Origin of the sequence: Oceanobacter mangrovi (assembly GCF_019740315.1) — a bacterium.
Lineage (GTDB): Bacteria > Pseudomonadota > Gammaproteobacteria > Pseudomonadales > Oceanobacteraceae > Oceanobacter > Oceanobacter mangrovi.
Map to the genome: position 1 here is coordinate 201,236 of NZ_JAHXZR010000009.1, position 26,089 is coordinate 227,324.

A 26,089-nucleotide genomic window follows, 5' to 3' on the forward strand; every position below is an offset into this window, starting at 1 on the left:
AACGTTAAGGATCACCGCAATGACACTCAGACAACAGTTTTCGATGCTGACCACGGTGCTGGTGATTGTGTTACTGATGGGCAGCCTGACACTGTCGATCTTCAATGGTCGTGACACTTTCCAGCAACAACTGAACGCCCGCGCCTACGATGCGGCGACTTCGCTGGCGCTGGCAATGTCACAGGTACCGGATGGCGATGAGATTGAGTTGTCTCGCCAGATCGATGCCCTGTTTGACCGCGGTTTCTTTTCCGACATCACCTTCACCGACGTTAATGGTAATGAACTTTATCGTCGCGCCCAGCAGGCATTAACGCGCCAACCGGCACCAGACTGGTTCCGCAACCTGGTGACCTTTGAGCTGTTGCCAGCTGAAACCGACGTTACCACCGGCTGGACCCGGCTTGGTACGGTACGGGTGATCAGTCACACCGACTTTGCCTACCGTGACCTGTGGCGCATGACCCAGGATCAGGCAATCTGGTTTATGGCGGTGTTGATTGTCAGTTTGCTGTTGTTGCAGCTGTTGCTGCGTTGGCTGTTCAAACCGGTACTGCAGGTTGAGCAGCAAGCGCTGGCGATCAGTAATCGCAACTGGGTGGTACTGGAAAATATCCCCAATGTGCTGGAACTCAGGAACATGGTGCTGGCGATGAACAAAATGGTGAACAAGCTGTACGCCATGTTCACCGAGCAGTCCGCCACCACCGAAAGGCTGCGCAAGGAGTCTTTTCAGGATCCTTTAACCGGTTTATTGAACCGGCGCGGCTTTGATCAGCGGCTGGATCACCTGTTGCGGGCCAACGAAGAACACAGCGGTTTGCTGTTATTGCTGCAGATCGAAAACTTCGCTGACTACAACCTGCGCGAAGGTCGTGCAGCGGGTGATGATGCGATTCTGGTCACCGCTGAAAGCCTGATCACTCTGCAGGAGTTCTATCCCAAGAGTTTTGCTGGTCGCCATGCGGGGGCTGATTTCACCATGTACATTCCGGTGGCCAACCGGGCTCATGCTGACGAAACCCTGCAGCACGTATTTTCCCAGTTTGGTGCCGGTTCGCTGAATCAGCGTACCGGGCTGGATTTCCACATTGGTGGTGTGTTCCTGCACGGCCATCAGGATACCGTCGGCAGTGCCATGAAACGTGCGGATGAGGCATTGCGTCAGGCTCAGCGTAATCCCAGGGCGCGGGCCTTGTTGTATCTGGAAGACCTCAACAACACATCCGAATTGAGCGGTGGCCAGTGGCTGGAGTTGCTGCATGAAGTATTGCAGCAAGATGGCCTGGAACTGATGTACATGCCAGTGGTGTACGCCACTGGCGGTGAGTTCCGACTGCTGCAGCTGGAGGTCTATAGCCGCATCTGGCACAAGGAAGCCTTCGTATCAGCGGCTCGTTTCTGGCCGATGGTGGAACAGCATTCGTTATCGCCAGCGTTCGATCTTTGTGTGGTCCGCAAACTCTTGAAGCAGTTGGAAGCGGTGGAGCTGGAGAAGGGCGTACGGGTGTGTGTCAACCTGTCTGCGGCATCTGTGCTGGATGCAGGATTCCAGGATGAATTATTGGCGTTGTTGGCCGAGCATTCGGAGCTGTGTGAACGGCTGGCATTCGAACTGCCGGAGTTCAGTATTCTGGAAGTCGAAAAAAATCTGCAAACCCTCACCGAACGCCTGCATCGTTTGCGGGTTCAGGTTGGTGTAGACCAAGTGGGAACCGGAACAGTCGCCTTCTCTTATATGAAACGACTGAAACTGGATTACCTGCGCATTGACGGCAGCCTGAATCGCGGTCTGTTTGACGCCCAGGATCAGCGTTTCTATGCCCAGTCGATGATTCATATTGGCCACAGCCTTGATCTTGCTGTTTACGGCGAGGGGCTGGAGCAGGGCGAAGACGTGGACGAGCTGTACCGCGACAGCGTTGATGGCATCAGTGGGTATTTCTATTGCAAACCGTTTGGCAGCATTCGCAACCTGCTGGAGTGGGTGAAGGGATACGCGGAATAATCTGGTTGCAGTTTTGTCACGACATGTCGTGACTCTACGCATGGATGTATTTAAACGGTTTTCGTAGGGTCTTGGCATGCCCTGACAAAAGCAAATGCTCTGGATTGGGGGGCTGTCACGACATGTCGTGACCCTACGCATAGATGTATTTAAATGATTTTCGTAGGGTCCAAGCATGCGTGAACAAAAGCAAATGGTCTGGATTGGGGGGCTGTCACGACATGTCGTGACCCTACGCATGGATGTATTTAAACGATTTTCGTAGGGTTCAGGCATGCTTGGACAAGATCAGAGTCTCTGGATGGGACGGTTTCTGTCACGGCATGCCGTGACCCCATGCATGGGAATATTTAAACAATTTTCGTAGGGTCCAGGCATGCCTGGACAATCAACTCAACGGATCAAGGATGATCTATGCAACCTCGAAAGCCGCGCAGGCTGTCTGATTTCAATTACAACTCCGTAGGTATGTACTTCGTTACCGTTTGCAGCCATCAACGAGAATGCTCGCTTGGTCGAATCCACAATGGGAAATTTTATCCGTCGCCGCTCGGCCTTTTGACAGAAAAATACTGGCTGGAAATTCCCCAGCATAACCCTGGTGTGGCGCTTTATGATTACGTCGTTATGCCAAACCATTTTCATGGATTGATTCTGATTGGAGAAGCTTACACCGGTCGTGGTTTATCCAGACTGGTGGGTGGTTTTAAATCTGCGGTCAGCCGTGAGTATCATCGTCAAAGCACATCATCAGCACCGGTTTGGCAGACCAGCTTCCATGATCATGTGGTTCGTAATGAAGCGGATCTCGCTAGGATTCGTGAGTACGTAGCCAATAATAGGTTGAAATGGGAGTTGGATTGTTACCACGCTTCCCCTGATTGAAAGCCCTTGTTGTCACGGCATGGATGTATTTAAACAATATTCGTAGGGTCTAGGCATGCCTGGACAAAAGCAGAGGCTCTTTCTTGGGCGGTTTCTGTCACGGCATGCCGTGACCCTACGCATGGGTATATTTAAACGATTTTCGTAGGGTCCAGGCATGCCTGGACAACAAGGCCCTAGCCTACACCAGCTCTTTGATAATAAAGGGATTACCTAAATAGGCCCCTTGATCAATATAAATCCGGTTACCCAACACCAGCTCGCCTTCATGGACGTTATGGCCATGGATGATCCAGTCGATATCCTGTACCACTTGCTCACTGCGTTTCTGAAAGCTGGCGCGAGACCAGATCGTTCTCAGCGCTTCGTCGTCTTCCAGCTCTTCAACTTCCTTCCAGCTCTGGTACGGGAAATCCGCGTGAATCACGCCATAATGAACACCAGTCGGGGACGTAACTTCAATCGCCAATGGCAGGTTTTCGATTTGTTCGAACCAGCCAGCCCACTGACCAGGATTACTGCTGGCGATCCATTCGCCACCGTGGCCCAGCCAGGTCATGCGATGCTCGCTGTTTTTGTACTTCATGGCACTGACCATCAAGTGCTCATGGTTGCCAATTACCGAATAGAACCAGGGCTCGTTGAGCAATGCCAGGGCCTGTGGTGACTGCGGGCCACGATCAATCAGGTCGCCAACACAAATCAAACGGTCTTTATCAAAATCAAAGCCAAGTGCATTGAGCTGCTGATGTAATTTTTCTACGTGACCGTGGATATCGCCAACGACAAAATCCCGGCCAAGCTGATTGGCAGACAAACGAAGGAGTCTGGTTTTGATCTTCATGCTGATTTACTACTCAGTTCTGGTATGACGGCGACGACTGCGCTGATGTTCGTGTTCAGATTCATGGGGTGCCCAGCGGGCAATATTAGCCAGTGCCAGCAAAAGCATAAACAGATAAGCGTTGGCTGGTACCTGCAGGTTAAAGTCGACAACCGAGTGAATACCAATGGAAATAATCCCCATAGTGGCGGCAAAGCCAAGGCCTTTCATCAGATCACTGCGACGCAGGCGCATGGCCTGAATCGCATTCCACAAGCTTGCCAGTACGACACAGAGCATCAATACAAAGGCCGGGGCTCCGAACTCCGATAAAAACTGCAAATAATCATTGTGAGTGTGGTTGTAGAGTTGCTCGGCAGTAATGTCCAGTGACTTGTGTTCCGGGAAGCGGTACTGGAAGGTGCCTGCACCAATTCCTGCTAACGGCTGCTCAAGCCACATATTAAAGGTATCACGGGAAACTTCATCGCGGCTTTCTGTTTCGGTGGAGGTGTTTTGCAAGCGCTCAGCGACTTTGTCGACGCCAAAAAAAGTACCCACAATGGTGATGTCGATGATCAGCAGGCTGGCGAGCAGAATGGTGGTGGACTTGCTTTTCTGCCGCATCAGTAACAAGGCCAGTGCGCCGGTAATCATCATGCTGGCAAAAAAGGCGCTGTTACCCATGCGAGAACGAGTCATCACCAATGCAATCACCAAAATTGCCAGCGTCAGCCGCAGCACAACCTTGCTGCTAAGCAACATGGTAATCAGCTGACGCAGGCGTTGACGGAAACTGCCGTGGTAGTGAGTAGATTGTGCCAATAAAAAGCCAATGCCCAATGCGAGTGCCATCTCCAGATAACCTGAAACATGGTTTTTGCTCACAAAGGTACCGGTCACATATCTTTTATATGTCCACTTTTCCAGGAAGAATCCGTACTCCAGCTTGGTCATCACCATGATGGCACCATAAAAAGCCTGAAAGGCGGCCGCCAATACGACGGTCCATATGATTTGGCGAATACGCTGTTTGCTATCGATCAGAATCAGGCTCAGGGCCATAAAGCTGGTGTAGCCAATGCCTTTTAACCAATACGTGAAGGTGTCGTAGGGAGTTTTGGAGACAACAAATATCTGAATCAGTACCCAAAGCTGGACCGCAGCCAATAACCACAGCATCCAGCGACTTTTTTGTAATGGCTCTGGTAGCGGACGTTGTTGTTTCAAATGCTGTTGCAGGGTGGTGATCAACAACAGCAGGCTGGCGGTGGTGTACAGTGGCCAAGCCCAATCGGTATAACCGCCGAAGGGCAGAGGCATAACAAACAACAACGTCAGGTAGATCGTCCAGAGAGACATTGGGGCTCGGATTCCTTGTGATCAGACGCCAGAATTAAAACATTCAGCCTGTTGGGATGCCATGTCTGATCATTCTATGAATACACAAAAATTACAGACATAAAAAAGCCCGGCAAGCCGGGCTTTTTAACAAACTACTTACCAGAGAGATCAAACACCGCTGATCACTGGAGGAGTAGTATTGGTGTTGTTAGTGATGACAACCCCCAGATTGGTAGTGCCAGCACCAGCGCCGGTAGCGCCAGTAGTGCTGGCTGCCAGGCTGCTACCTTCGCTAACGACGCTTGGCGCAAAGCCTGCGGAAGACGCAGCAGCGGCAACAGTATCAGATGACTGACCACTGGATACCACGCCAGCAACAACAACGACTGGATCAACACCAGCGCTGGAGGCTGCAGACATAACGTCAGCAACAGAGCCTGCACCAGTTGCTACAGTCGCCTGGGTTACTGCGTTAACGGCGTCTTGAGCTGACACGCCTTCAATAGTCAGTGCCGCAGCCATAACTGCTTCAACAGACTGGCCAGCTTCCAGAGCTGCCTGGGCGGCGGCTTCAACAACAGTCACTGCGTCAACGCCAGAGGCGATAGCGGCAGCGATGATGTCAGACGCGTTGTAACCCAGAGCAGACAGGTCACCAGCGATTTCTGCGTCACAAGCACCACCACAATCAGCGGAAGCCTGCGCGTAGGCATCTGCCAAAGACATGCCCTGGCTCAGGTAGTCATTAATGGCAGCGGAGGCGCTCATGCTGCTAACAGCAATGATGGCGCCCAGAATCAATTTGCGCATGATCGTAATCCCTGAAAAGAAAAGTCATGCAAAGTTTAACCGCAGCAGCAAGTGGTTGAAACCGGCGTTACAAAAAAAATGATGAATTTGGTATGACAATATTGGGCATTTAAGATGTTATACAGATGAAATGCAAAGCATTGTCGTATTGTAGGGCAATCGAAGAAGTCGCTTTGTTAAAGCTGTACCATTCCTTATAAGCAATAAGCATATCACTGAGGATTACCTCGATAAAAGTCGATCGCTTTGGAGAAGGAAATACTGGTATGAGCCATGAAGCTTCTGAGGGTGACGTACCTGTCCAACACAATGGTCAATTTTTGCATCATAGATTTAGTCTCTGCTTTAAGTGACAACCCTGACTGCGTGCTGTCTGATCGCATTGGGAAATTTGTTGCGAAAAAACGCTCTCGGGGCTTTCTAGGCTTTGGCTGCTCTGGCAGTCTTGGCTACTGTAGCCTGGGAAACTATGTGTTCCGCAATAATGAACTTGAGGTTACAAAGATTTACCAGCATGGCGATTTTATCCGGGATCAGGCAAAATCCGGTTGCTGGCTGGGGTGGAAAATGGGCCGCAGGTGCCTGACAACGTGTGTTTGGTATCACCAGTGGAAGTAGTTAGCGCAATGGAAACGCGGTTTATGGATTTATGTAAAGGCGGCAGGGCTTGGTGAAATGACATTTTCAATGGCTCTGGTTGCTCTGATTTTAATAGCGGTACTGGTCGGGCTAGCTCTGAATCTGTATTCCGCTGAAAAGCTGTTTATCGGTGCTTTGGTTGCGCTGTTGGTGTCGGAAGTTCTGACTCCGGCCGAGTTGCTGAAAGGCTTTGCGAACCCTGGCATCTTCACCATAGCTGCCTTGTTTGTAGTGGTTGGTGGTCTTCGGGACTCCGGCGCGACTCAGGTGCTGCGACGTTATCTGATTGGCTCCCCAAAAAGCCGCCGTTCTGCACAACTACGGGTTCTTCCCGTTACCACTCTGCTGAGTGCAGTCGTCAATAACACCCCGGTCGTTGCCATGTTTGTGACCTTGCTGCAAAGCCAGGCCAAACGCTTCAATCTTCGTCTTTCCAGTATCCTGTTACCGGTCAGTTACGCTTCAATACTGGGCGGAACCTGTACCCTGATTGGCACCAGCACCAACCTGGTGGTTGATGGCATGTTGCAACAAAGTGGCTTGGAAGGCTTTGGTCTGTTCGAGCTTGCATGGGTTGGTGTGCCGTTGGCGGTCGTTGGCTTGCTGTACATGTTGTTGTTCAGTCATTGCTTGTTGCCAGATCGTGACGGCTCGGCGGAGCAGTTTGATCAGGTACGTGAATATCTGGTCGAGATGGTCATCCAGCCGGGCAGTGAGCTGGTTCGAAAGTCGATTCAGGACGCTGGTATGCGTAACTTGCCTGGGCTGTTTCTGGTCGAGATTGAACGGGAAGGCCAGATTATCTCTGCAGTACGCCCTCGCACTGTGATGGAAGCTGGCGACCGGCTGGTGTTTGCAGGTAGCCCTGAGTCTGTGCTGGAGCTGCGCAATATTCATGGCTTGGTCTTGGCAGATGATCAACGATTCAAGCTGGATGCCGCCCGTTCAGATCGGCGTTTGTTTGAAGCGGTACTTTCACCGTCCAACCCCATGGTTGGTAAAACCATTCGTGAATCCCGCTTTCGTCACCGCTACAGTGCGGTGGTATTGAGTGTTTCCCGCCATGGTGAGCGCCTGAGCGGCAAGGTCGGTGACTTGACCCTTTGTGAAGGTGACACGTTATTAATCGAAGCCCAGAAAGGCTTCTTGATGCGCTACCGCAGTAGTAGCGATTTTCTATTGGTCAGTAAGCTGGGTACGCCGGCCGACACCGATGAAAGCCGCGCCTGGCTTGCCCTGTTTACCTTTATCGCCATGCTGGTGGTATCGGGTACCGGTTTGTTATCCATTCTGGAAAGCTCCGTGATTGCCGCTGTGGCGATGATGATGACGCGCTGCATCAGCTACGAAGAAGCCGGTAAATCCATTGATTACCCGGTATTGCTGGTGATCGCCTGTGCCTATGCATTGGGTCTTGCTGTCGCCAAAGTCGGTCTGGCTGAACAAATTGCTAATGGCGTGCTGACGTTGGTGGACTCTCCTTATATGGCCTTGATAGCGCTCTATCTGGCAACGGTCGCATTAACGGAAATGATGACCAACAACGCTGCAGCCATCGTGATGCTGCCAATCTGCCTTAGCACGGCAGAGTCGCTCGGTGTCAGCTATGAGCCATTTGCCATTGTTGTCATGATCGCAGCATCCGCCAGTTTTCTTACCCCTACCGGCTACCAGACCAACCTGATGGTAATGGGCCCCGGTGGATATCGGTTTATGGATTATGTGAAGTTCGGGGCACCCCTGAGTTTAATGGTTGCAATTATTAGCTGGATTATTATCCCGCTGGTTTGGCCTTTTAACCCGGGCTTGTGAAAAGAGGAGTTAAAATGAAAAACGACAATATCGTTTGGCATAACCACGAAGTGGATAAGTCTATTCGTTCATTTATGAAGAAGCAGCGGCCCTGTTTGTTGTGGTTTACCGGCCTCAGTGGCTCAGGCAAATCAACCATCGCCGGTGCCGTGGAAACCATTCTGGCCGAGCGCTTGCAACACACCTACCTGATGGATGGCGATAATGTTCGCCATCGCTTGTGTGGTGATCTGGGTTTCAGCGAAGAAGACCGGGTTGAAAACATCCGTCGTGTTGGTGAAGTTGCCAACCTGATGGTTGATGCCGGGCTGATTGTTCTGACCGCCTTTATTTCACCATTCCGCAGTAACCGCGAAATGGTTCGCAAGATGCTGGGCGAAGGTGAGTTTATTGAAGTCCATATCGATACACCGATTGAGGTTTGTGAAAGCCGCGACCCGAAAGGTCTGTACGAAAAGGCGCGGGCTGGATTGATCAAGGACTTCACCGGCATCGATTCCCCTTATGAAGCGCCGGAATCCCCGGAGATCCGTATCCAGAACTACAACATATCTGTTCAGGAAGCTGCGCAGCAGGTCATCGACTATCTGGATAAACAAGGTTATTTGAAGCCGCAAAACGGAGCCCAAAATGCAAGCATTGGTTGATCAGGTTATTGAAATCGCCCGTGCGGCTGGCGCGGCGATCATGGAAATCTACGACACAGATTTCGAAAAATACGAAAAAAGCGACGCCAGCCCACTGACTGAAGCTGATCTGGCGGCGCACAAAATCATTTGTGAGGGGCTGGCAGCAATCAGCGACTTGCCGATTCTGTCGGAAGAGTCCTCTAAAGAAGAAATCAGCTGGGACAAGCGCTCTTCCTGGGGCGCTTTCTGGATTGTTGATCCACTCGATGGAACCAAGGAATTTATCAAACGAAATGGTGAATTCACGGTCAACATCGCCCTGGTTGAAGATGGCAGAGCCAAACTGGGCGTAGTGTATTGTCCGCCGCTGGATCGACTCTATTACGCTGCTGACGAACTGGGTGCCTACCGTAAAGACGGTGCCGGTGACGCCGTGAAGCTTCAGGTTGCTGACGAACCGTCTGAAGGTGAAATCTGGAATGTTGTCGGTTCTCGCAGCCATGGTGCTGATGCGCTGGCAGCTTTTGGTGAAAAGCTGGGCAACGTCAACCTGGTTTCCATGGGCAGTTCTCTGAAATTGTGCATGGTTGCAGACGGTCAGGCACATCTATACCCGCGTCTGGCGCCAACCTGTGAATGGGATACCGCAGCAGCGCAGGCCGTTGTTGAACATGCTGGTGGTCAGGTACTGACGCCTGCTTTGGAGAGCTTGCAATACGGTAAAAAAGAAGACCTGCTGAACCCGTATTTTATTGTCTGCAAAGCTGCGGGTGAACGCTGGAGTGAATCCTTCGTAACCCTGGCTCAGTAATTGAAGCGTTTGGCGAGAAAAGACAGGAGCGATACCAGCAGGTAACGCTTTTGTCATGACATGTCATGACCCTACGGAAATAATTCATCCAACAAAAGCGTAGGGTCCCATGCCCGGACAATAAATGGGCGATACGAAAAGCCCATCGGGGATACAGACAATGTTTTGTCATGACACTGCGAACACCCGGTAATGCGTAGGGTCCGCATGCCAGGACAATAAATGGGTGATACGAAAAGCCCAGCGGGAATACAGGCAATGTTTTGTTATGTCCCGAGAACACCCGGCAATGCGTAGGGTCCGCATGCCAGGACAATAAATGGGTGATACGAAAAGCCCAGCGGGAATACAGACAGTGTTTTGTTATGACCCTGTGAACACCCGGTTATGCGTAGGGTCCAGGCATGCCAGGACAATAAATGGGTGATACGAAAAGCCCAGTGGGAATACAGGCAATGTTTTGTTATGTCCCCGAGAACACCCGGCAATGCGTAGGGTCCAGGCATGTCTGGACAACAAAATACCAAGCGACGGAGTGTCCGGAGCAACATCTCTGGATAGAACATGAAGGATTGATGCCGACGTTCCCAACGACGGTAACCAACATCGACCGCCTTCCGGTGGCAAAGGAATCAAGATGAATATCAGCAAAAAACGACTCACCCACCTCAAGCAACTGGAAGCCGAAAGTATTCACATCATTCGTGAGGTTGCGGCAGAGTTTGAAAACCCTGTCATGCTTTACTCAATCGGCAAAGATTCCGCCGTTATGCTGCACTTGGCAGCCAAGGCATTTTATCCCGGTACGCCACCGTTCCCGCTGATGCACGTGGACACTACCTGGAAATTCCGTGAAATGATCGAATTCCGTGACCGTAAAGCCAAAGAGCTGGGCATGGACCTGATCGTTCATATCAACGAAGAAGGCGTTAAACAGGGTATTGGCCCGTTTACCCATGGTTCTTCCGTTCATACCGACGTGATGAAAACCCAGTCACTCAAACAAGCACTTAACAAATACCAGTTTGATGCTGCTTTTGGTGGTGCTCGCCGGGACGAAGAAAAATCCCGCGCCAAAGAACGCGTGTATTCCTTCCGCGACAAAAACCATCGCTGGGATCCAAAAAACCAACGCCCAGAACTCTGGAATACCTACAACGGCCGTATCAACAAAGGCGAAAGTATTCGGGTATTCCCGCTGTCCAACTGGACCGAGCTGGATATCTGGCAATACATCTACCTCGAAAGCATCGAAATCGTACCTCTGTACTTCGCCGCTGAACGCCCTGTCGTTGAGCGTGATGGCATGCTGATCATGGTCGATGACGACCGTATGCCGATCGAAGACCCTAACGAGATTCAGCACAAGATGGTGCGTTTCCGTACGCTGGGCTGCTACCCACTGACCGGTGCGGTGGAATCGGAAGCGGCAACCTTGCCAGAAATCATTCAGGAAATGCTGCTGACCACCACCTCTGAGCGTCAGGGCCGGGCAATTGACCACGACTCCGCTGGCTCAATGGAAAAGAAAAAGATGGAAGGTTATTTCTAGTCTGGCCCAGCCATGCCGCAATCCTTGCGTAAAAATAGTACTCGTAGAGTCCAAGCATGCAAGAGCGATATGGGTAGGGTCCAGGCATGCCTGGACAACAATATTTACCAGGACGGTGCTTTTTCGCAGCCAGGCATGCCTGGACGGAAAACAAAGCGGCAAGACGCTCTGACCAGAAGAAAAACCCACAATCGCCAATATGGCCATTGTGTTAAAAACATCAACGATTTGGTCATTCTGTGACCAAATCGAAATAATTTTAATGTAAAAGATATCTGGCACCAGCCGGACGGTAAGGAAAGGTAAAAGCATGGCACACGCATCCGATATGATCGCGGAAGATATTCTTGGTTACCTGAAACAACACGAAGAAAAGGACATTCTGCGCTTCCTCACCTGTGGCAACGTAGACGACGGCAAATCCACCCTGATTGGCCGTATGCTGCACGACTCCAAACTGATTTTTGAAGATCAGCTGGCAGCTATCAAAAAAGACTCCCAAAAATTCAACACCACAGACCAGGAATTCGACCTGGCGCTGCTGGTAGACGGCTTGCAGTCTGAGCGTGAGCAAGGCATCACCATCGACGTGGCTTACCGCTACTTCAGCACCGACAAGCGCAAATTCATCATTGCTGACTGTCCTGGGCACGAACAATACACCCGTAACATGGCAACCGGTGCTTCCAGTTGTGATGTGGCGGTTATCCTGATTGACGCCCGTAAAGGCATCCAGACCCAGACTCGTCGTCACAGCTATATCGTATCTCTGTTGGGCATCAAAAACGTTATTGTTGCCATCAACAAAATGGACCTGGTTGATTTCAGCGAAGAAGTGTTTAACCAGATCAGCGCCGACTACCAGGCCTTTGCAGCAACATTGGGCTTCAACAATGTTTACCCAATTCCACTGTCTGCCTTGCGTGGTGATAACGTTGTTGACCGCAGCAACAGCACCGACTGGTACACAGGCCCAACCATGGTCGAACTGCTGGAAACCATCCCTGCCACTAATGAAGCGGCTGAAGCCTTTGATGGCTTCCGCATGCCCGTTCAATACGTAAACCGCCCCAACCTGGATTTCCGTGGTTTTTGCGGCACCGTAGCAGCGGGCGAATTGCAACCTGGTGACACCATTACTACCTTGCCATCGGGTAAATCCAGCAAGGTAACCCGCATTGTTACGGCAGACGGCGATTTGGATATGGCGGTTGCAGGTGAAGCCATCACCATCACTCTGGAAGACGAAATCGACATCTCCCGTGGTGACCTGATTTACACCGGTAAGCAACCACTGTTTGGCGACAGATATACTGCCGAACTGGTCTGGATGCACGAAGACCCCATGACCGTTGGCAAGGAATATCTCTTCAAGGCCGGTACCAAAAGCGTTTTCGGCAAGGTTATTTCAATCCAGCATCGTGTTGACGTAAATACCATGCAACATATCCCGGCTGATCAGCTGCAACTGAACGAAGTCGGTATGGTCACTCTCGATTTTAATGGCTCCCTGGCACTCGACTCCTACGAACAGGTTCATGGTACCGGCAGCTTCGTCGTAATTGACCGTATCAGCAACGTCACCGTTGGTGCTGGTATGGTACGTGGTCTGGCTGAGGCTGGTGCGCAAAAAGCGATTGCTGATATGAGCTACGATGAGCGAGTTGCGGCGTTTAATCGTGAAGTAGAAGTGTTAGTTCGGAAATATTTTTCTTGGGGTGGTATATGAGTTCTTCTCCACTTGTTACGGTTTATATCACTACTAAAAACAGAAGACGCTTGCTTGATAGAGCTGTTAATTCTGTTTTGAATCAAAGTTATGGGAATATTGAACTAATAATTATAGATGATGGATCTAGTGATGATACTGAGGAGGTCTATTCAGAATATATTTCACCTGAAATTGAAAATTATATTTATCTGAGGAATCCTCAATCTAAAGGAGCATGCTTTTCTCGTAATTTAGGTATAGGTGCAGCAAATGGTCAATATATTACCGGGTTGGATGATGACGACTATTTTAGCCCTGAAAGAGTATCCCTGCTTTACAAATCTTTTCTACGACGTAGTGACTGTCTGTTTGTATGTGATAGTTCGGATGTAAGGAGGGATAAAGTAAGGAAGGAGAAACTAATTGTATATGAGGATATGTTCTATAAAAATGTGGTTGGAAACCAAATATTTACGACTACTGAATTATTGAGGTCTGCTGGTGGATTTGATGAACGTATGCCAGCTTGGCAAGATTATGAACTTTGGATCAGGCTTTTAAAACAGGGAGGGCATGGCCTGAAAATTAGAGAGTCACTACAAACTGTAGATACAGAACATGGGAGTATAAGAATATCTAGGAACACAGAAAAAGTATTGAGGGCTCAAGATATTTTTTTTGAAAAGCACTTATCCAAGTTAGGTGTCAATGAACAAAACCGCCGCCGTCTTCTTACTTCTATGCGTTATGGGGCTCCAATTGAAAATCTTAAGCCTTCGGGGATGGTGAATTTAGGTAATTTAGCTATCTATTTTATCTGTGTTATTAGGAGGCTTAAAAATGGCATATTGGGTTAGGTTTTTTAAGGATACCATTCCTTCTCGTGTTTTATGGTTTATAGAAAGAAGTTTTGGCAAGGGTTTTTATAAAAAAAAGTATAGGGAAAGTAAAATAATTTTTGTGCATATTCCTAAAAATGCTGGTGTTTTTGTTAATAAATCACTATATGGTGTCGAACATTTGGGACATAACTCGATTGTCAATATTATGAAGTATGATCGTGAGTATTGTGCTGGAAAGTTCTTTTTCTGCTTGTCCAGGAATCCATACGAAAGGTTTGTATCAGCTTTTAGCTTTTTGTATCAAGGAGGAGGGGACGTTGGAGCAGATCCTGCGTACGTTAATTTAGTTCGGAGCTACGGTGATATAAATCAGTTTATTATGCATTGGCTGAGAGGCCGAAATGTTGATGAATTAGATTATGTTTTCAAAAGCCAAGCGTATTTTGTGTTTGACAGAAAGTTACTTGTTGATGAGTTTTATGACTTGGGAAAGCTTGATATGGACTGTCTTTCTAAAAGCATCTCAGATGCAGCAGGTGAAGTAGTAAAATTTGAGAAAGAAAGAAGGAATACCTCGTCAGTTGCTGTCAAAGAAAAATTTAAATTGGATGATACCTCAAAGAGTCTTTTGGGTGATATTTACTCCATTGATTTTGAGGTCTTTGGCTATGAAAAATAGGCTGGTTAAAGCTTTTTCAAATCAGATTTTTCGATATGTCTACGCTGTGAAATGCTCTGGGGTTAGTGATGATATTTCTTATCTAAAACCGAAGGAGTTGTCGGAAAAAATCAGTGAGGACCTGTTTTTATATACTGAAAATATATATTTTGAATTTTATAGGGATTGTGTGGCAGGGATTGCTCTTCCAGGTATGTATAGTCATAAAAATAAGAAAATCGACGCAGTGGAGTCTATTTTAAGAATGCTCCCATTCTGGGCTGTTGTAGCAGTTTCAAATACTATGGATAGTACTGTAAATAAACGAGCAAAGGCAATATTAAAGGATTTCTTTTCTCGTGAAAATCTTGTCTTGAAATGGGGTAGGGGTGAAGATTATTCTCAATATTTAGTCGACTCGGCAGATTTGGCTCTAACTCTTTGGATATTGAGGGGTGAACTTGAAGATTACATTAGTGGTGAAGTTTTACCTGATATTTTGAACTGGCTCGTGAATAATGCCTCTTGTGAATATTATGAAAATAACTGGCTTTTATTTAGGATGACGAAACTAGAGGTTCTCAAGGCATTGGGTGTTTTAGGTGATGAATTTAATGGTGTTTTAGCTAAGGATTTTTTGAAAATTAAATCTTGGGTTAACCAATATGGATGGTTTCGTGATGGCCATAAAGGGGAGGTCGATTTTTATACTGTTTGGGGGTTCTATTATACACTGTTCTGGTTGTATAAAATAAATCCGGATGAGTATGGTGGTTTCTTGAAAGAAAATTTTCAAAAGTTCTATTCAGGGTATAAACTCCTCCTTAGTCAAAAAGAATTCCCATTTTGGGGGCGGAGTGCATGCTATAAATATGCCATTTCAATACCGTATTATATAGCCTGTGATTTGGGGTTGGAAAATAGAGATTTTGCTAGTAAGATGAATAAGCAGTTATGGGATAGATTTTGGAAGTATGAAGTATATTCAAATTCTGTCCTCCTTCAGGGCTTTATGTCAGAATCTCCTGAGTACTATGATAATTACAGTGGGCCAGGAAGTCCTCTTTGGTCTTTACGATCTTTAGTTCTAGATGTTGTTGTCGACTCGGGTGGATATGATGTTGAAGATATCCCTATTAGTGCCAATATTTCAGATAATGCTTTTCTTGTTAGGGATGATTGTAACTCCAGGGTTTTTCTTAGTGAAAAAAGATCGTCTGTAGAGGTTTTAAAATACAGCTTTTTTGATAGGTTTTTGGAAGTTTTTACTCAAAGAGCAAATAGGCCTGGTAATAAGTTGAGAATTAATTGTGAATGATTTCTGTTTGAAATTGATTGGTGCTTTTAAACGCAATAGTGCCATGTTGGTTTCAATATTTGGTGCTGCCGCTTTATTTTTTTCTAATATATTGGCGAAGTATAGTCTTAGTGGTGAAGGGTATATTTTATATGCAAAGGTAATCGTTTTGTTCTCTCTTGCATATGCAGTCGTTCCACTTGGTATGGATTGGGTCATTACTCGATTTTCATCAGTTCAAACAGAAGGCAAGCTTTTAGTCAGTTCTAACCTTTTTAAAATTCTACCCTTATCTCTTTTGGTTGGTGGTGGCTCTATCGTTTTATGGGATCAATTTTGGGTTCGCTCTAACATCGAATTTTATTTGGTTTTTAGTGTATCAGTGTTGGCTGGGCTGATGATGCTAGGCTTTTCAATTTTTAGATGTATCGGAAAGATGTATTTTGCTGTTTTCGTTGCTAACTATTGGAAGATGTTAATTCTTTTATTTTTTGTATTATATTCGGTCGATGGCGATTCTTGGCTGAATAGTGTGTTCGCCTTGTTTGGTGTGCTGACGATTTTGATGATCTGGGTCTCCTCTCTAAATATTGATTTTAGAATTGGTGATCTAAACGAAGTCAGTTTGACTAATTGGAGCGGAGCTTATGTCGGTGTTTTATCTGCGACATTTTTTTCGAATTTTGATAAGCTGATATTTATGAATGCAGAAGGTGTGGATTTTTCTGAATACTTTTTTTGGTCTTCATTGATATACTCTCCTATTATTATAATTTCTAATTATTTTGGAGGGAAAAGAGTGTCTTTGATTAAAAAGACTGGTAGCTTATGTTTTTTTGAAAAGGATGTTTTAATGCTGATGCTTTTGGCTGTTTTCTTGTTGGTTGCTTACTATTTGGTGTTAGTTGTTATTTGTGTTTTTTATTCCGATACTACACTTCCCGATTTTGATATTTTGGTGTTTATCGGTGTTTTGGCTCTTGGGCGTGCTTTGTATGGTTTTGTCGCTCAGATTTACCAGGCTGTTTATCAAGTCGGATATGTTTATTTGGTGTCTTTGGTTAGTCTTTCCTATATGGGGGTGACTTTTATTTTGGCTCACTTTTATAATATAGGTTGGGGTGGGGTTGCGGTCGTAACTACTTTTTTATGGATTGGTAGATGCTTTGCTTATTATAGAGGAGTTATTTTGGCAGGAAGGGCCAAGGTATGATTCACTCAATTGGTGTCGTAATAGCCTTTTTTGGGGTTTTGTATTCTATCCTCGCCGTTATTTTTGGTACGGGTTTTTATAGAATCTCTTTTTCAATATTTACTTTTTCGGAGTTGTATATTGTTTTCTCTATGCTGATCGTGTTTTTTAAGTTTAAAGATATTTATATTGGGTTCGTTTATTTGAAATCGATTGTTTTTTTGCTTTTTTTATCTTTGATTTATTTTGTTTATTCGATTTTTTTTTCTCACCCCATCTATTTTGCTGTTCGGCAGTTTATATTTGTTATCTATGTATTTATGCTTCCTGTGTTTTGTTATGCGATTTCTAAAGCGCTAAGTGCATGGGGGACAGAAGGATTTAAACGGTGGGTTTGGGTTTCTTTATTGGCTAGCGCTTTCTCATTATTCTTAGTTCAAGGTAATAGAGATGGAGTCGTGCTAATAGCAGTTCTTGTATCTGCTTGCTATTATTATTCTGGCGGTGTTGGTGTTTTTCCTCTCTTCTCTGTACTAGTAGCGGGAGCGATTAGTGGGCACGCGGGTCATTTAGTCGCATCTCTTGCATTTGTCGGATCGTTTTATCTTTTTAAAAAACCATCTCTTTTTGTCATTGTTACTCCCTTTTTATTAGCTGGAGCGGTTTTGGTTATACCTACTCTCTTGGGGAGTGATGCGTTGACTGATGCTAATGCATCTTGGCGTTATAATTATTGGTCTGATGTGTTTGAATTGGTTTTTTCTAATGGATATGGTTTTTTTGGGGAAGGTTTTGGTATTGAATATATTAATCCAGATTTAACCCATTACTGGGATATTATTGGGCAGATTTCAAATCAAAAATATGATGATGTTTACAGATCTTATACTACACCAACCCATAATTCTTTTTTGAATGTTTTTTATCATATTGGTGGTGTTGGGGTTTTTTTGATGTTCTATTTGCTTTTTAAGCCTCTCTGGATTGCATTTCGTCGCCTTGATGGTGTTTCGGTTGGTGTGTTTTTTGTTATATTTCTACATATGATGTCTCATAATGCAATTGAATTACCCTATATGGCAATTCCATTGTTTTTGTGTTGGTCCCTTTTGATTTTGGCAACAAGGAAATCAGATGAGAATTTTAGTTGTTCATAATAAATATAAAATTAGAGGCGGGGAGGATTCTGTTTTTGAAAATGAAGTTGAATTGCTTCGATCTGCTGGGCACGATGTTGAAACTTATGTTGTCGATAATGAGAGAGTAAAGGGTCTTTTTTCTAGGATATTGACTGCTTTTTCATGTGTTTTCTCACCATCTGAATTCTTTCGTATCAGAAGAGTGATTAAATTTTTTCAGCCCGATGTCGTACATGTGCATAACTATTTCCCTTTGATATCACCTGCGGTTTTTTATGCCTGTAGTTCTTTCTCTGTACCAGTTGTTCATACGTTGCATAATTTTAGAGCAATTTGTCCCACGGCATTGCTTTCACTTGATGGAATGGTAAATGAGTCGAGTATTTATGATGGTCCTTGGTGGGCAGTTAAACGTAGGGTATATCAGGGCTCAGCTATTGGCACTTTTTTTCTCGCTTTGATGATTTCCTTTCATAGAACTCTGGGAACTTGGGAGAAGAGAGTAGATGTATTCATTGCGCTTACAGAATTTAATAAAATAAAATACGTTCAGGCTGGATGGCCAGAAGAAAAGATTTATATAAAACCGAACTTTTCTATTGGTCCGGGGGGCGACTTCCCAGAAAGGCAATCCTATGCTTTGTATGTTGGAAGATTGAGTGAAGAGAAAGGAATTCCATTTATTGTTAGTGCATTTAGAGAGAATCCCAGACTAAACTTGAAGATAATCGGGTGTGGACCTTTGGAAATGTTAGTTTCTGGTAAAGAAAAAAACATCGAATATTTGGGAGAACGGTCAAGAGATGAGGTTACTGATTATATGAAATCCGCGTCATGTTTGGTGATGGCGTCTACTTGGTATGAGGGTTTTCCTATGGTAATCGTTGAAGCTCTTTCTTGTGGATTACCTGTTGTGGTGCCCCAACGAGGAAATATGTCGGGGGTAATTAAGAATGGAGTTACTGGATTACATTATAAGCCAGAAGATAGGGATAGTTTTATTTCGGAAGTATCTGAGGTTTTAAGTAATATTGAGCTTAGAGATGAGCTTTCTAAATCCGCCTTGGAAGAGTACAGGTGCCAATATACTACTAGTCAAAACTTAGAAAGTTTAGAGAGTATTTATAAAGTTGCTATTACTAGGTCGAGAGAGCATTATGAAAGTTGATGTTTTAAAAATGAGGACCGATGTAACTTCTGTTGAAGCTGTATTGGAGGGGATTGGAATCGGGAAAAAAAAGAAACCAGGCTACATTTGTGTTTCAAATGTTCATATGTGTATGGAGGTGTTCGATAGCTCCGAGTTTGAATCGATTGTCAATAATGCAGACTTAGTGATTCCAGATGGACGTCCTATCTATTGGGCTCAGAAAATTTTAGGCGAAAAGTCTGCAAAGCAGGTTCGCGGACAGGATATAATGTCGGCTATTTGTAAGTTGTCTGGTGAAAAAAAAATGAAGATTGGCTTTTATGGGGGAAGCTCACAGGAACTACTAGACGTAGTAACCTCCAGATTAGCATCCGAGTATCCTGATTTAATGCTCGTATATGCCTATTCTCCTCCTTTTCGCCCATTGACAGCGGATGAGGATGCAAGAGTATGTGCTGATATCAATGCTGCAGATGTAGATGTCTTATTTGTTGGTATAGGATGTCCAAAACAAGAGCGCTGGATGGCTGGTCACAAGAGCAGGCTTAACTGTGTTATGTTGGGAGTAGGTGCTGCGTATGACTTCATAGCTGGTTCTAAAAAGCATGCTCCTAGGTGGATGCAAGAGATAGGCTTGGAATGGCTATTCAGGCTTCTTTCTGAACCGAAACGTTTGTGGAAGCGCTATTTAAAGCAGAATCCACGGTTTTTGTATCACTTCTTCCGGCAAGTTGTGCTGGGAGTGAAGTTTAATGATTGACTAGGGAAATAGAGAATATGTCGAAGAAAGTTGCATTGATTACCGGTGTTACCGGCCAGGACGGCTCATACCTGGCAGAGTTTCTGCTGGACAAGGGTTATGAAGTACATGGTATCAAGCGTCGTGCATCTCTGTTCAACACGGAACGTGTCGATCACATTTATCAGGATCGCCATGAAGAAAATGTTAACTTCTTTATGCATTACGGCGATCTGACTGATACCTCGAACCTGACCCGTATCCTACGTGAAGTGCAGCCTGATGAAGTCTACAATCTGGGAGCGCAGTCTCATGTTGCGGTTTCGTTTGAGGCTCCGGAGTATACTGCTGACGTGGACGCGATAGGCACCTTGCGTTTGCTGGAAGCCATTCGCTTCCTGGGGCTGGAAAAGAAAACCCGTTTCTATCAGGCCTCCACGTCAGAGCTGTTTGGTCTGGTACAGGAAATTCCACAGAAAGAAACCACTCCTTTCTATCCTCGTTCACCATACGCAGTAGCGAAAATGTACGCCTACTGGATTACCGTTAACTACCGTGAATCCTATGGTATGTATGCCTGTAATGGCATTCTTTTCAACCATGAATCTCCACGTCGTGGCGAAACCTTTGTTACCCGCAAAATTACGCGGGCATTGGCGAATATCTCTCAAGGGTTGGAGAAGTGCCTGTATCTTGGGAATATGGACTCGCTGCGTGACTGGGGCCATGCCAAGGATTACGTCCGTATGCAGTGGATGATGCTGCAGCAAGACAAGCCGGAAGACTTTGTTATTGCAACCGGTAAGCAAATCTCAGTACGTGAATTCGTTTCCCTGTCTGCCAAGGAGTTGGGAATCACGTTGCAGTTTGAAGGCGAAGGCGTGGATGAGAAAGCTTCTGTGGTTGCTATCTCTGATGAGTCGGCCTGTCCTGGAGTCAAGATCGGTGATGTGATTGTCAAGGTTGATCCTAAATACTTCCGTCCTGCCGAGGTTGAAACCCTGTTGGGTGATCCAGCTAACGCGAAGGAGAAACTGGGCTGGGTTCCAGAAATTACGGTTGAAGAAATGTGTGCCGAGATGGTTCAGAATGATCTGCAAAAGGCCAAGCAGCATGCCTTGCTGAAACAGCATGGTTACAACGTCAACGTCTCTTTGGAAGGTTAACGAGGGCTGCTATGAAACGTATTTTTGTAGCAGGACATAAAGGTATGGTCGGTTCGGCTATTGTGCGGCAGCTGGAAGCTGCCGCCGAGCCTGTGGAAATTATTACCCGAGACCGCACCGAATTAAACCTGCAGGATCAGGCTGCTGTTCAGGATTTCTTCAAAGAACAAAAAATTGACCAGGTTTATCTGGCTGCTGCCAAGGTGGGTGGTATTGTTGCTAACAATACCTATCCGGCAGAGTTTATTTACGAAAATCTGATGATTGAATGCAACATTATTCACTCTGCCCATTTGGCGGGAGTAAATGAATTGTTGTTCCTCGGCTCTTCCTGCATTTATCCCAAGTTGGCCGACCAGCCGATGAAGGAGTCTGCTTTGTTAACTGGCACGTTGGAACCAACCAACGAGCCGTATGCAATCGCCAAAATCGCTGGTATCAAGTTGTGCGAAAGTTATAACCGCCAGTACGGTCGTAATTATCGCAGCGTGATGCCAACCAATCTTTATGGTGAAAACGATAATTTCCACCCGCAGAACTCTCATGTTATTCCTGCCCTGATGCGTCGTTTTCATGAGGCCAAGCTGGCTGAGACGCCAGAAGTCGCTGTGTGGGGCTCTGGCAAGCCGATGCGTGAATTCCTGCATGTGGATGATATGGCTGCAGCGTCGATATTCGTTATGAATGTGGCGCAGGATATTTACGATTCCTGTACTGAGTCCATGTTGTCACATATTAATGTTGGCACTGGAGTCGATTGCACCATTGCTGAGCTGGCGCTGACAATGGCGGAAGTTGTGGGTTACAAGGGGGTTGTTACTTTTGATGCTTCCAAACCCGATGGCGCTCCGCGCAAGCTAATGGATGTAACTACCCTGAAAAACCTGGGATGGAATTATTCTATTAGTCTGAAACAGGGGCTGGCTTCAACCTACGAGTGGTTTCTGGCAAATCAGGATAATTTCAGGGGGTAATATGTCGGCATCTCCCTGGCTTGATAACGCCACTTTCAGGGGAATTGTTGATACTACACCGCTGGTTTCTATCGATCTGGTTGTGCGTAATATGCACAATCAGATATTGCTGGGGAAGCGGTTGAATCGACCGGCGGAAGGATTCTGGTTTGTTCCTGGAGGGCGCATACGGAAAAATGAATCCTTGGCTGCTGCATTTGAGCGGCTGACCAAAAATGAACTGGGTACGGTGTTTTCTGCTTCGAGAGCCAGGTATATCGGGCTCTTTGAACATTTTTATAATGACTCGGTATTCGGTGAGCAACCAGACACTCATTATGTGGTTAACGGGTTTGAATTAATGGTTTCCGAGCCATTGATTCTGCCAAAAGAACAGCATAACGAATACCAGTGGCTGTATGAGGATGAGCTTTTGGGCAGCGACTCTGTTCATCTTCATAGTAAATGGTATTTTCAGCAGGATAAAGGATTCAGAATATGATCCCTGTAATTATGGCCGGTGGATCCGGTACTCGTCTTTGGCCTTTGTCCCGCAAGGCTTTCCCAAAGCAGTTCCTCAAATTAAGTGGTCAGCTGACCATGCTGCAGCAAACTGCTGCCCGCCTGGACGGAATGTCTGTGGAGGATACTGTTGTTATCTGTAATGAAGACCATCGCTTCCTGGTTGCTGAGCAGTTACGGGTAGCTGGTCAGTCTGCATCAATCATTCTTGAGCCGGTTGGCCGCAATACTGCACCCGCTATTGCTTTGGCTGCAATGCAGATTATGAAGTCGGTTGTTGAAGGTGAAACTAGCCCGGTCATGCTGATTCTTGCGGCGGACCATGTGATTAAAAATACCAAGGAATTTCAGCAGGTTATTGAAACACTCATGCCTTCAGTTGAAGCCGGTAAGGTTGGTACGCTGGGTATTGTACCAACAGAACCCGCAACGGGTTATGGATATATCCGCTCCGGTGCTGCTGTTGGCGAAGGCTGTCAGGCCGTTGAAGAGTTTGTTGAAAAGCCGGATACGGCAACTGCGCAGCAATACCTTGAAGCTGGTAATTACCTCTGGAACAGCGGGATGTTTATGGTCCGGGCTGATCGTTATTTGGAGGCTTTGAAGTCTTTCCGGCCAGATATCTACGAAGCCTGCGAGAAGGCTGTAGCAAATACAACTGCGGATATGGACTTTGTCCGTGTGGATGCTGATGCCTTTGCTGCCTGTCCAGATGAGTCAATTGACTACGCAATAATGGAGCCACTTTCTGTTCAAGCTTCTTCAGAATCTCAGGTTGTTGTTGCGCCTCTGGATGCCGGTTGGAGCGATGTCGGAAGCTGGTCTGCCTTGTGGGAAATTGCCGACAAGTGTGAAAACGGCAATGCGACGCTCGGAGCTGGCGACACCATTCTGGAAGATACCCGTAACAGTTTTGTCTATAGCGATAGTCGTCTGGTAACAACATTGGGCCTTGATGATGTCATCGTGGTTGATACTCCCGATGCCTTACTGGTTGCTTTAAAAGACAAGGTTCAGGACGTCAAGAATATTGTTAACCGTATCAAGGCTGATGGTCGCACCGAGCACGAAAACCATCGTGAGGTTTATCGTCCATGGGGTAAATACGATTCTATTGATAATGGCGGTCGTTATCAGGTGAAGCGCATTACCGTCAAACCTGGTGCCAAGCTTTCAGTTCAGATGCATCATCACCGCGCTGAGCACTGGATTGTTGTGTCTGGAACAGCTCGGGTTACCAATGGGGAAGAGACTTACCTGGTTACCGAGAATGAATCTACCTATATCCCTATTGGTCAGGTACATGCTCTGGAGAACCCAGGTGTGATTGAACTTGAAATGATTGAGGTTCAGTCGGGCTCATATCTTGGTGAAGACGATATTGTTCGATTTAAAGATTTATATGGCAGGGCATAATCTCGATTATTCATATCTCCTACTACCCGTTGAATAACGGGTAGTAGGAGTTGGCTAACGGGGCAAGCCAGAGGTGGGTTCCACCTGGCATCTTGCTGATCAGGTCGTTTGGTTTCCGGCCTGTTGCTAATAAATTTCGCAGCCAGTGATGTCTGGCTCGCATCAGAGAGGATAGATAATGGCTACCAGTAGTGAAATTCTGGCATCCAGTGGTATCAAATTTGGCACCAGTGGTGCTCGTGGACTGGTAGAGCAGTTTACGCCCGCATCCTGTACCGCCTTTACACTGGCGTTTGTTGCTGTGATGAAGGACTCTTTCGAATTCAACCGGGTGGCAATTGCGATTGACCGCCGTCCAAGTAGTCCGGCTATGGCGAGTGCCTGTGCTGCGGCGTTGCATTCAGCTGGTCTGGAGGTCGACTATTACGGCGTGATTCCTACTCCCGCCTTGGCTCTGAAAGCCATGCAGGATGGAGTTCCATCGATCATGATCACAGGTAGTCACATTCCTTTCGATCGCAATGGCATCAAGTTTTATCGTCCAGATGGCGAAATTGAAAAGGCTGATGAGCTCGCAATTCTGGCGTCTGATGTCGAAGTACCTGTTGTTGGGCCGGTTGCTCTTGAAGAGTCAGCCGCGGCTCGTGACTTGTATATTCAGCGTGCAACCAGCCTGTTTCCGGACGATTTGTTGTCTGGCAAGAAAGTAGGGGTGTACGAACACTCTGCAGCCGGACGCGAAATCAATCTGGAAATATTAACAGCACTGGGTGCTGAAGTTGTTTCCTTGGGTAGGACTGAAACCTTTGTGCCTATCGACACCGAAGCGGTTTCTCCAGAAGATCAGCAACTTGCCAAAACCTGGGCAGCGGAATTCGGTTTTGACGCCATTATCTCTACCGACGGTGATGGCGATCGTCCGCTGATTGCTGATGAAAAAGGCAATTGGTTACGTGGTGATGTGCTTGGTCTTTTGTGCGCCAAGGCTCTGGGCATACAGGCTTTGGCTGTGCCAGTGAGCTGTAATACAGCGATCGAAAAGAGTGGGGCCTTTACCGAGGTAATGCGCACTCGTATTGGTTCTCCTTACGTGATTGAAGGGATGCAGCAATTACAGGGGCGTTTTGGCGCTGTTGCCGGGTTTGAAGCTAACGGTGGTTTCCTGCTGCAATCGGATATATCACTGAATGGAAGCCTTCTGAAAGCTTTGCCAACCAGGGATGCGGTTTTACCTGCTCTGGCTGTTCTTGCTGAAGCTGTAAAGAATAATATTGGTTTGTCCGATCTGGTTGCGGGATTACCCCAGCGTTTTACTGCCAGTGATCGCTTGCAAGAGTTCCCAACTGATCGTAGCCAGGCTTTGCTTGCTGGTTGGAAAAACGACCTGGCAGCGGTTGCGACAGCACTGAAACTGGAATCAGCGATTGCGGTAACTAATCAAACAGATGGGCTGCGGCTGACGTTGGAAAACGGCGATGTAGTGCATTTGCGCCCTTCTGGTAATGCGCCAGAGTTTCGCTGTTACGCTGAATCCGTAACTGCGGAAAAAGCGATTAGCCTGGTTCAAAATAGTTTGAGGCACTTGGCTGATTATCGAGTTTAGGTGTCAGGCGGTAGTTGTACGCTGCTTTATCTCGGGGGAGTTGTTTTACTTCCCTTTTGCTGCTTTCGCTCTTCCTCTTGGTGCCAAACGGAGCATTGCTCGCACGTCTTCGACTTGTCAGAAAGTCTTGATACACTCTGAAACATACTGAGTTGGATCATTACATAGATTGTTGCCAGCTTCACAGGTGACAGAGGAATAAGCATGAAAATTGCCATAGCAGGGACTGGCTACGTGGGCCTGTCAAACGCCATGTTGTTGTCCCAGCACAATGAAGTGGTTGCGCTGGATATTGTCCCGGAAAAGGTTGAGATGCTGAATAATCGGCAGTCTCCGATTGTTGATGTTGAGATCGAGGATTTTCTCAACAACAAGACGCTCAACTTCA

General features: G+C 46.7%; 22 protein-coding genes and 1 pseudogene. 20 read left to right on the forward strand and 3 right to left on the reverse strand.

Annotated features, from left to right (window positions below):
* Nucleotides 1-19: 19 nt before the first annotated feature.
* Both K6123_RS17865 and K6123_RS17870 read left to right on the forward strand, forming a co-directional pair.
* Nucleotides 20-2,008 carry a bifunctional diguanylate cyclase/phosphodiesterase gene (locus tag K6123_RS17865; protein WP_221800249.1) on the forward strand — a complete coding sequence of 663 codons (1,989 nt, stop codon included), beginning with the start codon at nucleotides 20-22 and terminating at the stop codon, nucleotides 2,006-2,008.
* A gap of 414 nt (nucleotides 2,009-2,422) precedes the next feature.
* On the forward strand, nucleotides 2,423-2,893 hold the full coding sequence (locus tag K6123_RS17870) for a transposase (RefSeq protein WP_221800251.1): 471 nt from the start codon (nucleotides 2,423-2,425) through the stop codon (nucleotides 2,891-2,893).
* A 181-nt stretch (nucleotides 2,894-3,074) separates the two neighbouring features.
* Here the strand turns inward: K6123_RS17870 and K6123_RS17875 are convergent, their stop codons facing one another.
* The 3 genes from K6123_RS17875 to K6123_RS17885 all read right to left on the reverse strand — a co-directional run bounded on the left by K6123_RS17875 (nucleotide 3,075) and on the right by K6123_RS17885 (nucleotide 5,870).
* Nucleotides 3,075-3,737 (reverse strand): metallophosphoesterase, encoded by a 663-nt coding sequence (locus K6123_RS17875; RefSeq protein WP_221800253.1) that lies wholly within the window; start codon nucleotides 3,735-3,737, stop codon nucleotides 3,075-3,077.
* 9 nt (nucleotides 3,738-3,746) lie between these two features.
* Nucleotides 3,747-5,078 (reverse strand): O-antigen ligase family protein, encoded by a 1,332-nt coding sequence (locus K6123_RS17880; RefSeq protein ID WP_221800255.1) that lies wholly within the window; start codon nucleotides 5,076-5,078, stop codon nucleotides 3,747-3,749.
* A 150-nt stretch (nucleotides 5,079-5,228) separates the two neighbouring features.
* Nucleotides 5,229-5,870: a hypothetical protein gene (locus K6123_RS17885; RefSeq protein ID WP_221800257.1), complete on the reverse strand. Its 642-nt coding sequence runs from the start codon at nucleotides 5,868-5,870 to the stop codon at nucleotides 5,229-5,231.
* A gap of 687 nt (nucleotides 5,871-6,557) precedes the next feature.
* On the opposite strand from K6123_RS17885, the gene K6123_RS17890 reads away from it, so the two are divergent.
* The 18 genes and pseudogenes from K6123_RS17890 to K6123_RS17975 form a co-directional block, all read left to right on the forward strand.
* Complete coding sequence (locus K6123_RS17890) at nucleotides 6,558-8,321, forward strand: SLC13 family permease (protein ID WP_246624875.1); 1,764 nt, start codon at nucleotides 6,558-6,560, stop codon at nucleotides 8,319-8,321.
* Between the two features lie 14 nt (nucleotides 8,322-8,335).
* On the forward strand, nucleotides 8,336-8,968 hold the full coding sequence (gene cysC / locus K6123_RS17895; RefSeq protein ID WP_221800261.1) for an adenylyl-sulfate kinase: 633 nt from the start codon (nucleotides 8,336-8,338) through the stop codon (nucleotides 8,966-8,968).
* Complete coding sequence (gene cysQ / locus K6123_RS17900) at nucleotides 8,952-9,761, forward strand: 3'(2'),5'-bisphosphate nucleotidase CysQ (protein WP_221800264.1); 810 nt, start codon at nucleotides 8,952-8,954, stop codon at nucleotides 9,759-9,761. Before cysC ends, cysQ begins: the two co-directional genes overlap by 17 nt.
* Before the next feature lie 637 nt (nucleotides 9,762-10,398).
* Nucleotides 10,399-11,313 carry a sulfate adenylyltransferase subunit CysD gene (gene cysD / locus K6123_RS17905; RefSeq protein WP_246624876.1) on the forward strand — a complete coding sequence of 305 codons (915 nt, stop codon included), beginning with the start codon at nucleotides 10,399-10,401 and terminating at the stop codon, nucleotides 11,311-11,313.
* A gap of 310 nt (nucleotides 11,314-11,623) precedes the next feature.
* The gene (cysN, locus tag K6123_RS17910) at nucleotides 11,624-13,042 is read left to right on the forward strand and encodes a sulfate adenylyltransferase subunit CysN (protein WP_221800265.1); all 1,419 of its coding nucleotides are present in this window, start codon (nucleotides 11,624-11,626) and stop codon (nucleotides 13,040-13,042) included.
* On the forward strand, nucleotides 13,039-13,881 hold the full coding sequence (locus K6123_RS17915) for a glycosyltransferase (protein WP_221800268.1): 843 nt from the start codon (nucleotides 13,039-13,041) through the stop codon (nucleotides 13,879-13,881). Before cysN ends, K6123_RS17915 begins: the two co-directional genes overlap by 4 nt.
* The gene (locus K6123_RS17920; protein WP_221800270.1) at nucleotides 13,865-14,545 is read left to right on the forward strand and encodes a sulfotransferase family protein; all 681 of its coding nucleotides are present in this window, start codon (nucleotides 13,865-13,867) and stop codon (nucleotides 14,543-14,545) included. The genes K6123_RS17915 and K6123_RS17920 overlap by 17 nt, the downstream gene beginning before the upstream one ends.
* Nucleotides 14,535-15,842, forward strand: coding sequence for a DUF2264 domain-containing protein (locus K6123_RS17925; protein WP_221800272.1), 1,308 nt, complete (start codon nucleotides 14,535-14,537; stop codon nucleotides 15,840-15,842). Before K6123_RS17920 ends, K6123_RS17925 begins: the two co-directional genes overlap by 11 nt.
* A gap of 7 nt (nucleotides 15,843-15,849) precedes the next feature.
* Complete coding sequence (locus tag K6123_RS17930; protein ID WP_221800274.1) at nucleotides 15,850-17,034, forward strand: hypothetical protein; 1,185 nt, start codon at nucleotides 15,850-15,852, stop codon at nucleotides 17,032-17,034.
* Nucleotides 17,031-18,170: a hypothetical protein gene (locus K6123_RS17935; RefSeq protein WP_221800276.1), complete on the forward strand. Its 1,140-nt coding sequence runs from the start codon at nucleotides 17,031-17,033 to the stop codon at nucleotides 18,168-18,170. The genes K6123_RS17930 and K6123_RS17935 overlap by 4 nt, the downstream gene beginning before the upstream one ends.
* A complete protein-coding gene (locus tag K6123_RS17940) occupies nucleotides 18,148-19,320 on the forward strand; it encodes a glycosyltransferase family 4 protein (RefSeq protein ID WP_221800278.1) in 1,173 nt (390 codons plus the stop codon). Before K6123_RS17935 ends, K6123_RS17940 begins: the two co-directional genes overlap by 23 nt.
* Nucleotides 19,310-20,062, forward strand: a complete 753-nt coding sequence (locus K6123_RS17945; protein ID WP_221800280.1) for a WecB/TagA/CpsF family glycosyltransferase — start codon at nucleotides 19,310-19,312, stop codon at nucleotides 20,060-20,062. The genes K6123_RS17940 and K6123_RS17945 overlap by 11 nt, the downstream gene beginning before the upstream one ends.
* A 17-nt stretch (nucleotides 20,063-20,079) precedes the next feature.
* Complete coding sequence (gene gmd, locus K6123_RS17950) at nucleotides 20,080-21,207, forward strand: GDP-mannose 4,6-dehydratase (protein WP_221800282.1); 1,128 nt, start codon at nucleotides 20,080-20,082, stop codon at nucleotides 21,205-21,207.
* A gap of 11 nt (nucleotides 21,208-21,218) precedes the next feature.
* The gene (gene fcl, locus K6123_RS17955) at nucleotides 21,219-22,181 is read left to right on the forward strand and encodes a GDP-L-fucose synthase (RefSeq protein WP_221800284.1); all 963 of its coding nucleotides are present in this window, start codon (nucleotides 21,219-21,221) and stop codon (nucleotides 22,179-22,181) included.
* Nucleotide 22,182: 1 nt separating this feature from the next.
* A complete protein-coding gene (locus tag K6123_RS17960; RefSeq protein ID WP_221800286.1) occupies nucleotides 22,183-22,662 on the forward strand; it encodes a GDP-mannose mannosyl hydrolase in 480 nt (159 codons plus the stop codon).
* A complete protein-coding gene (locus K6123_RS17965; protein ID WP_221800288.1) occupies nucleotides 22,659-24,098 on the forward strand; it encodes a mannose-1-phosphate guanylyltransferase/mannose-6-phosphate isomerase in 1,440 nt (479 codons plus the stop codon). The genes K6123_RS17960 and K6123_RS17965 overlap by 4 nt, the downstream gene beginning before the upstream one ends.
* 178 nt (nucleotides 24,099-24,276) lie before the next feature.
* Nucleotides 24,277-25,701 (forward strand): phosphomannomutase, encoded by a 1,425-nt coding sequence (locus tag K6123_RS17970; protein WP_221800290.1) that lies wholly within the window; start codon nucleotides 24,277-24,279, stop codon nucleotides 25,699-25,701.
* A 204-nt stretch (nucleotides 25,702-25,905) separates the two neighbouring features.
* Nucleotides 25,906-26,089 (forward strand): annotated as a pseudogene (locus K6123_RS17975) (UDP-glucose 6-dehydrogenase); the annotation flags it as partial.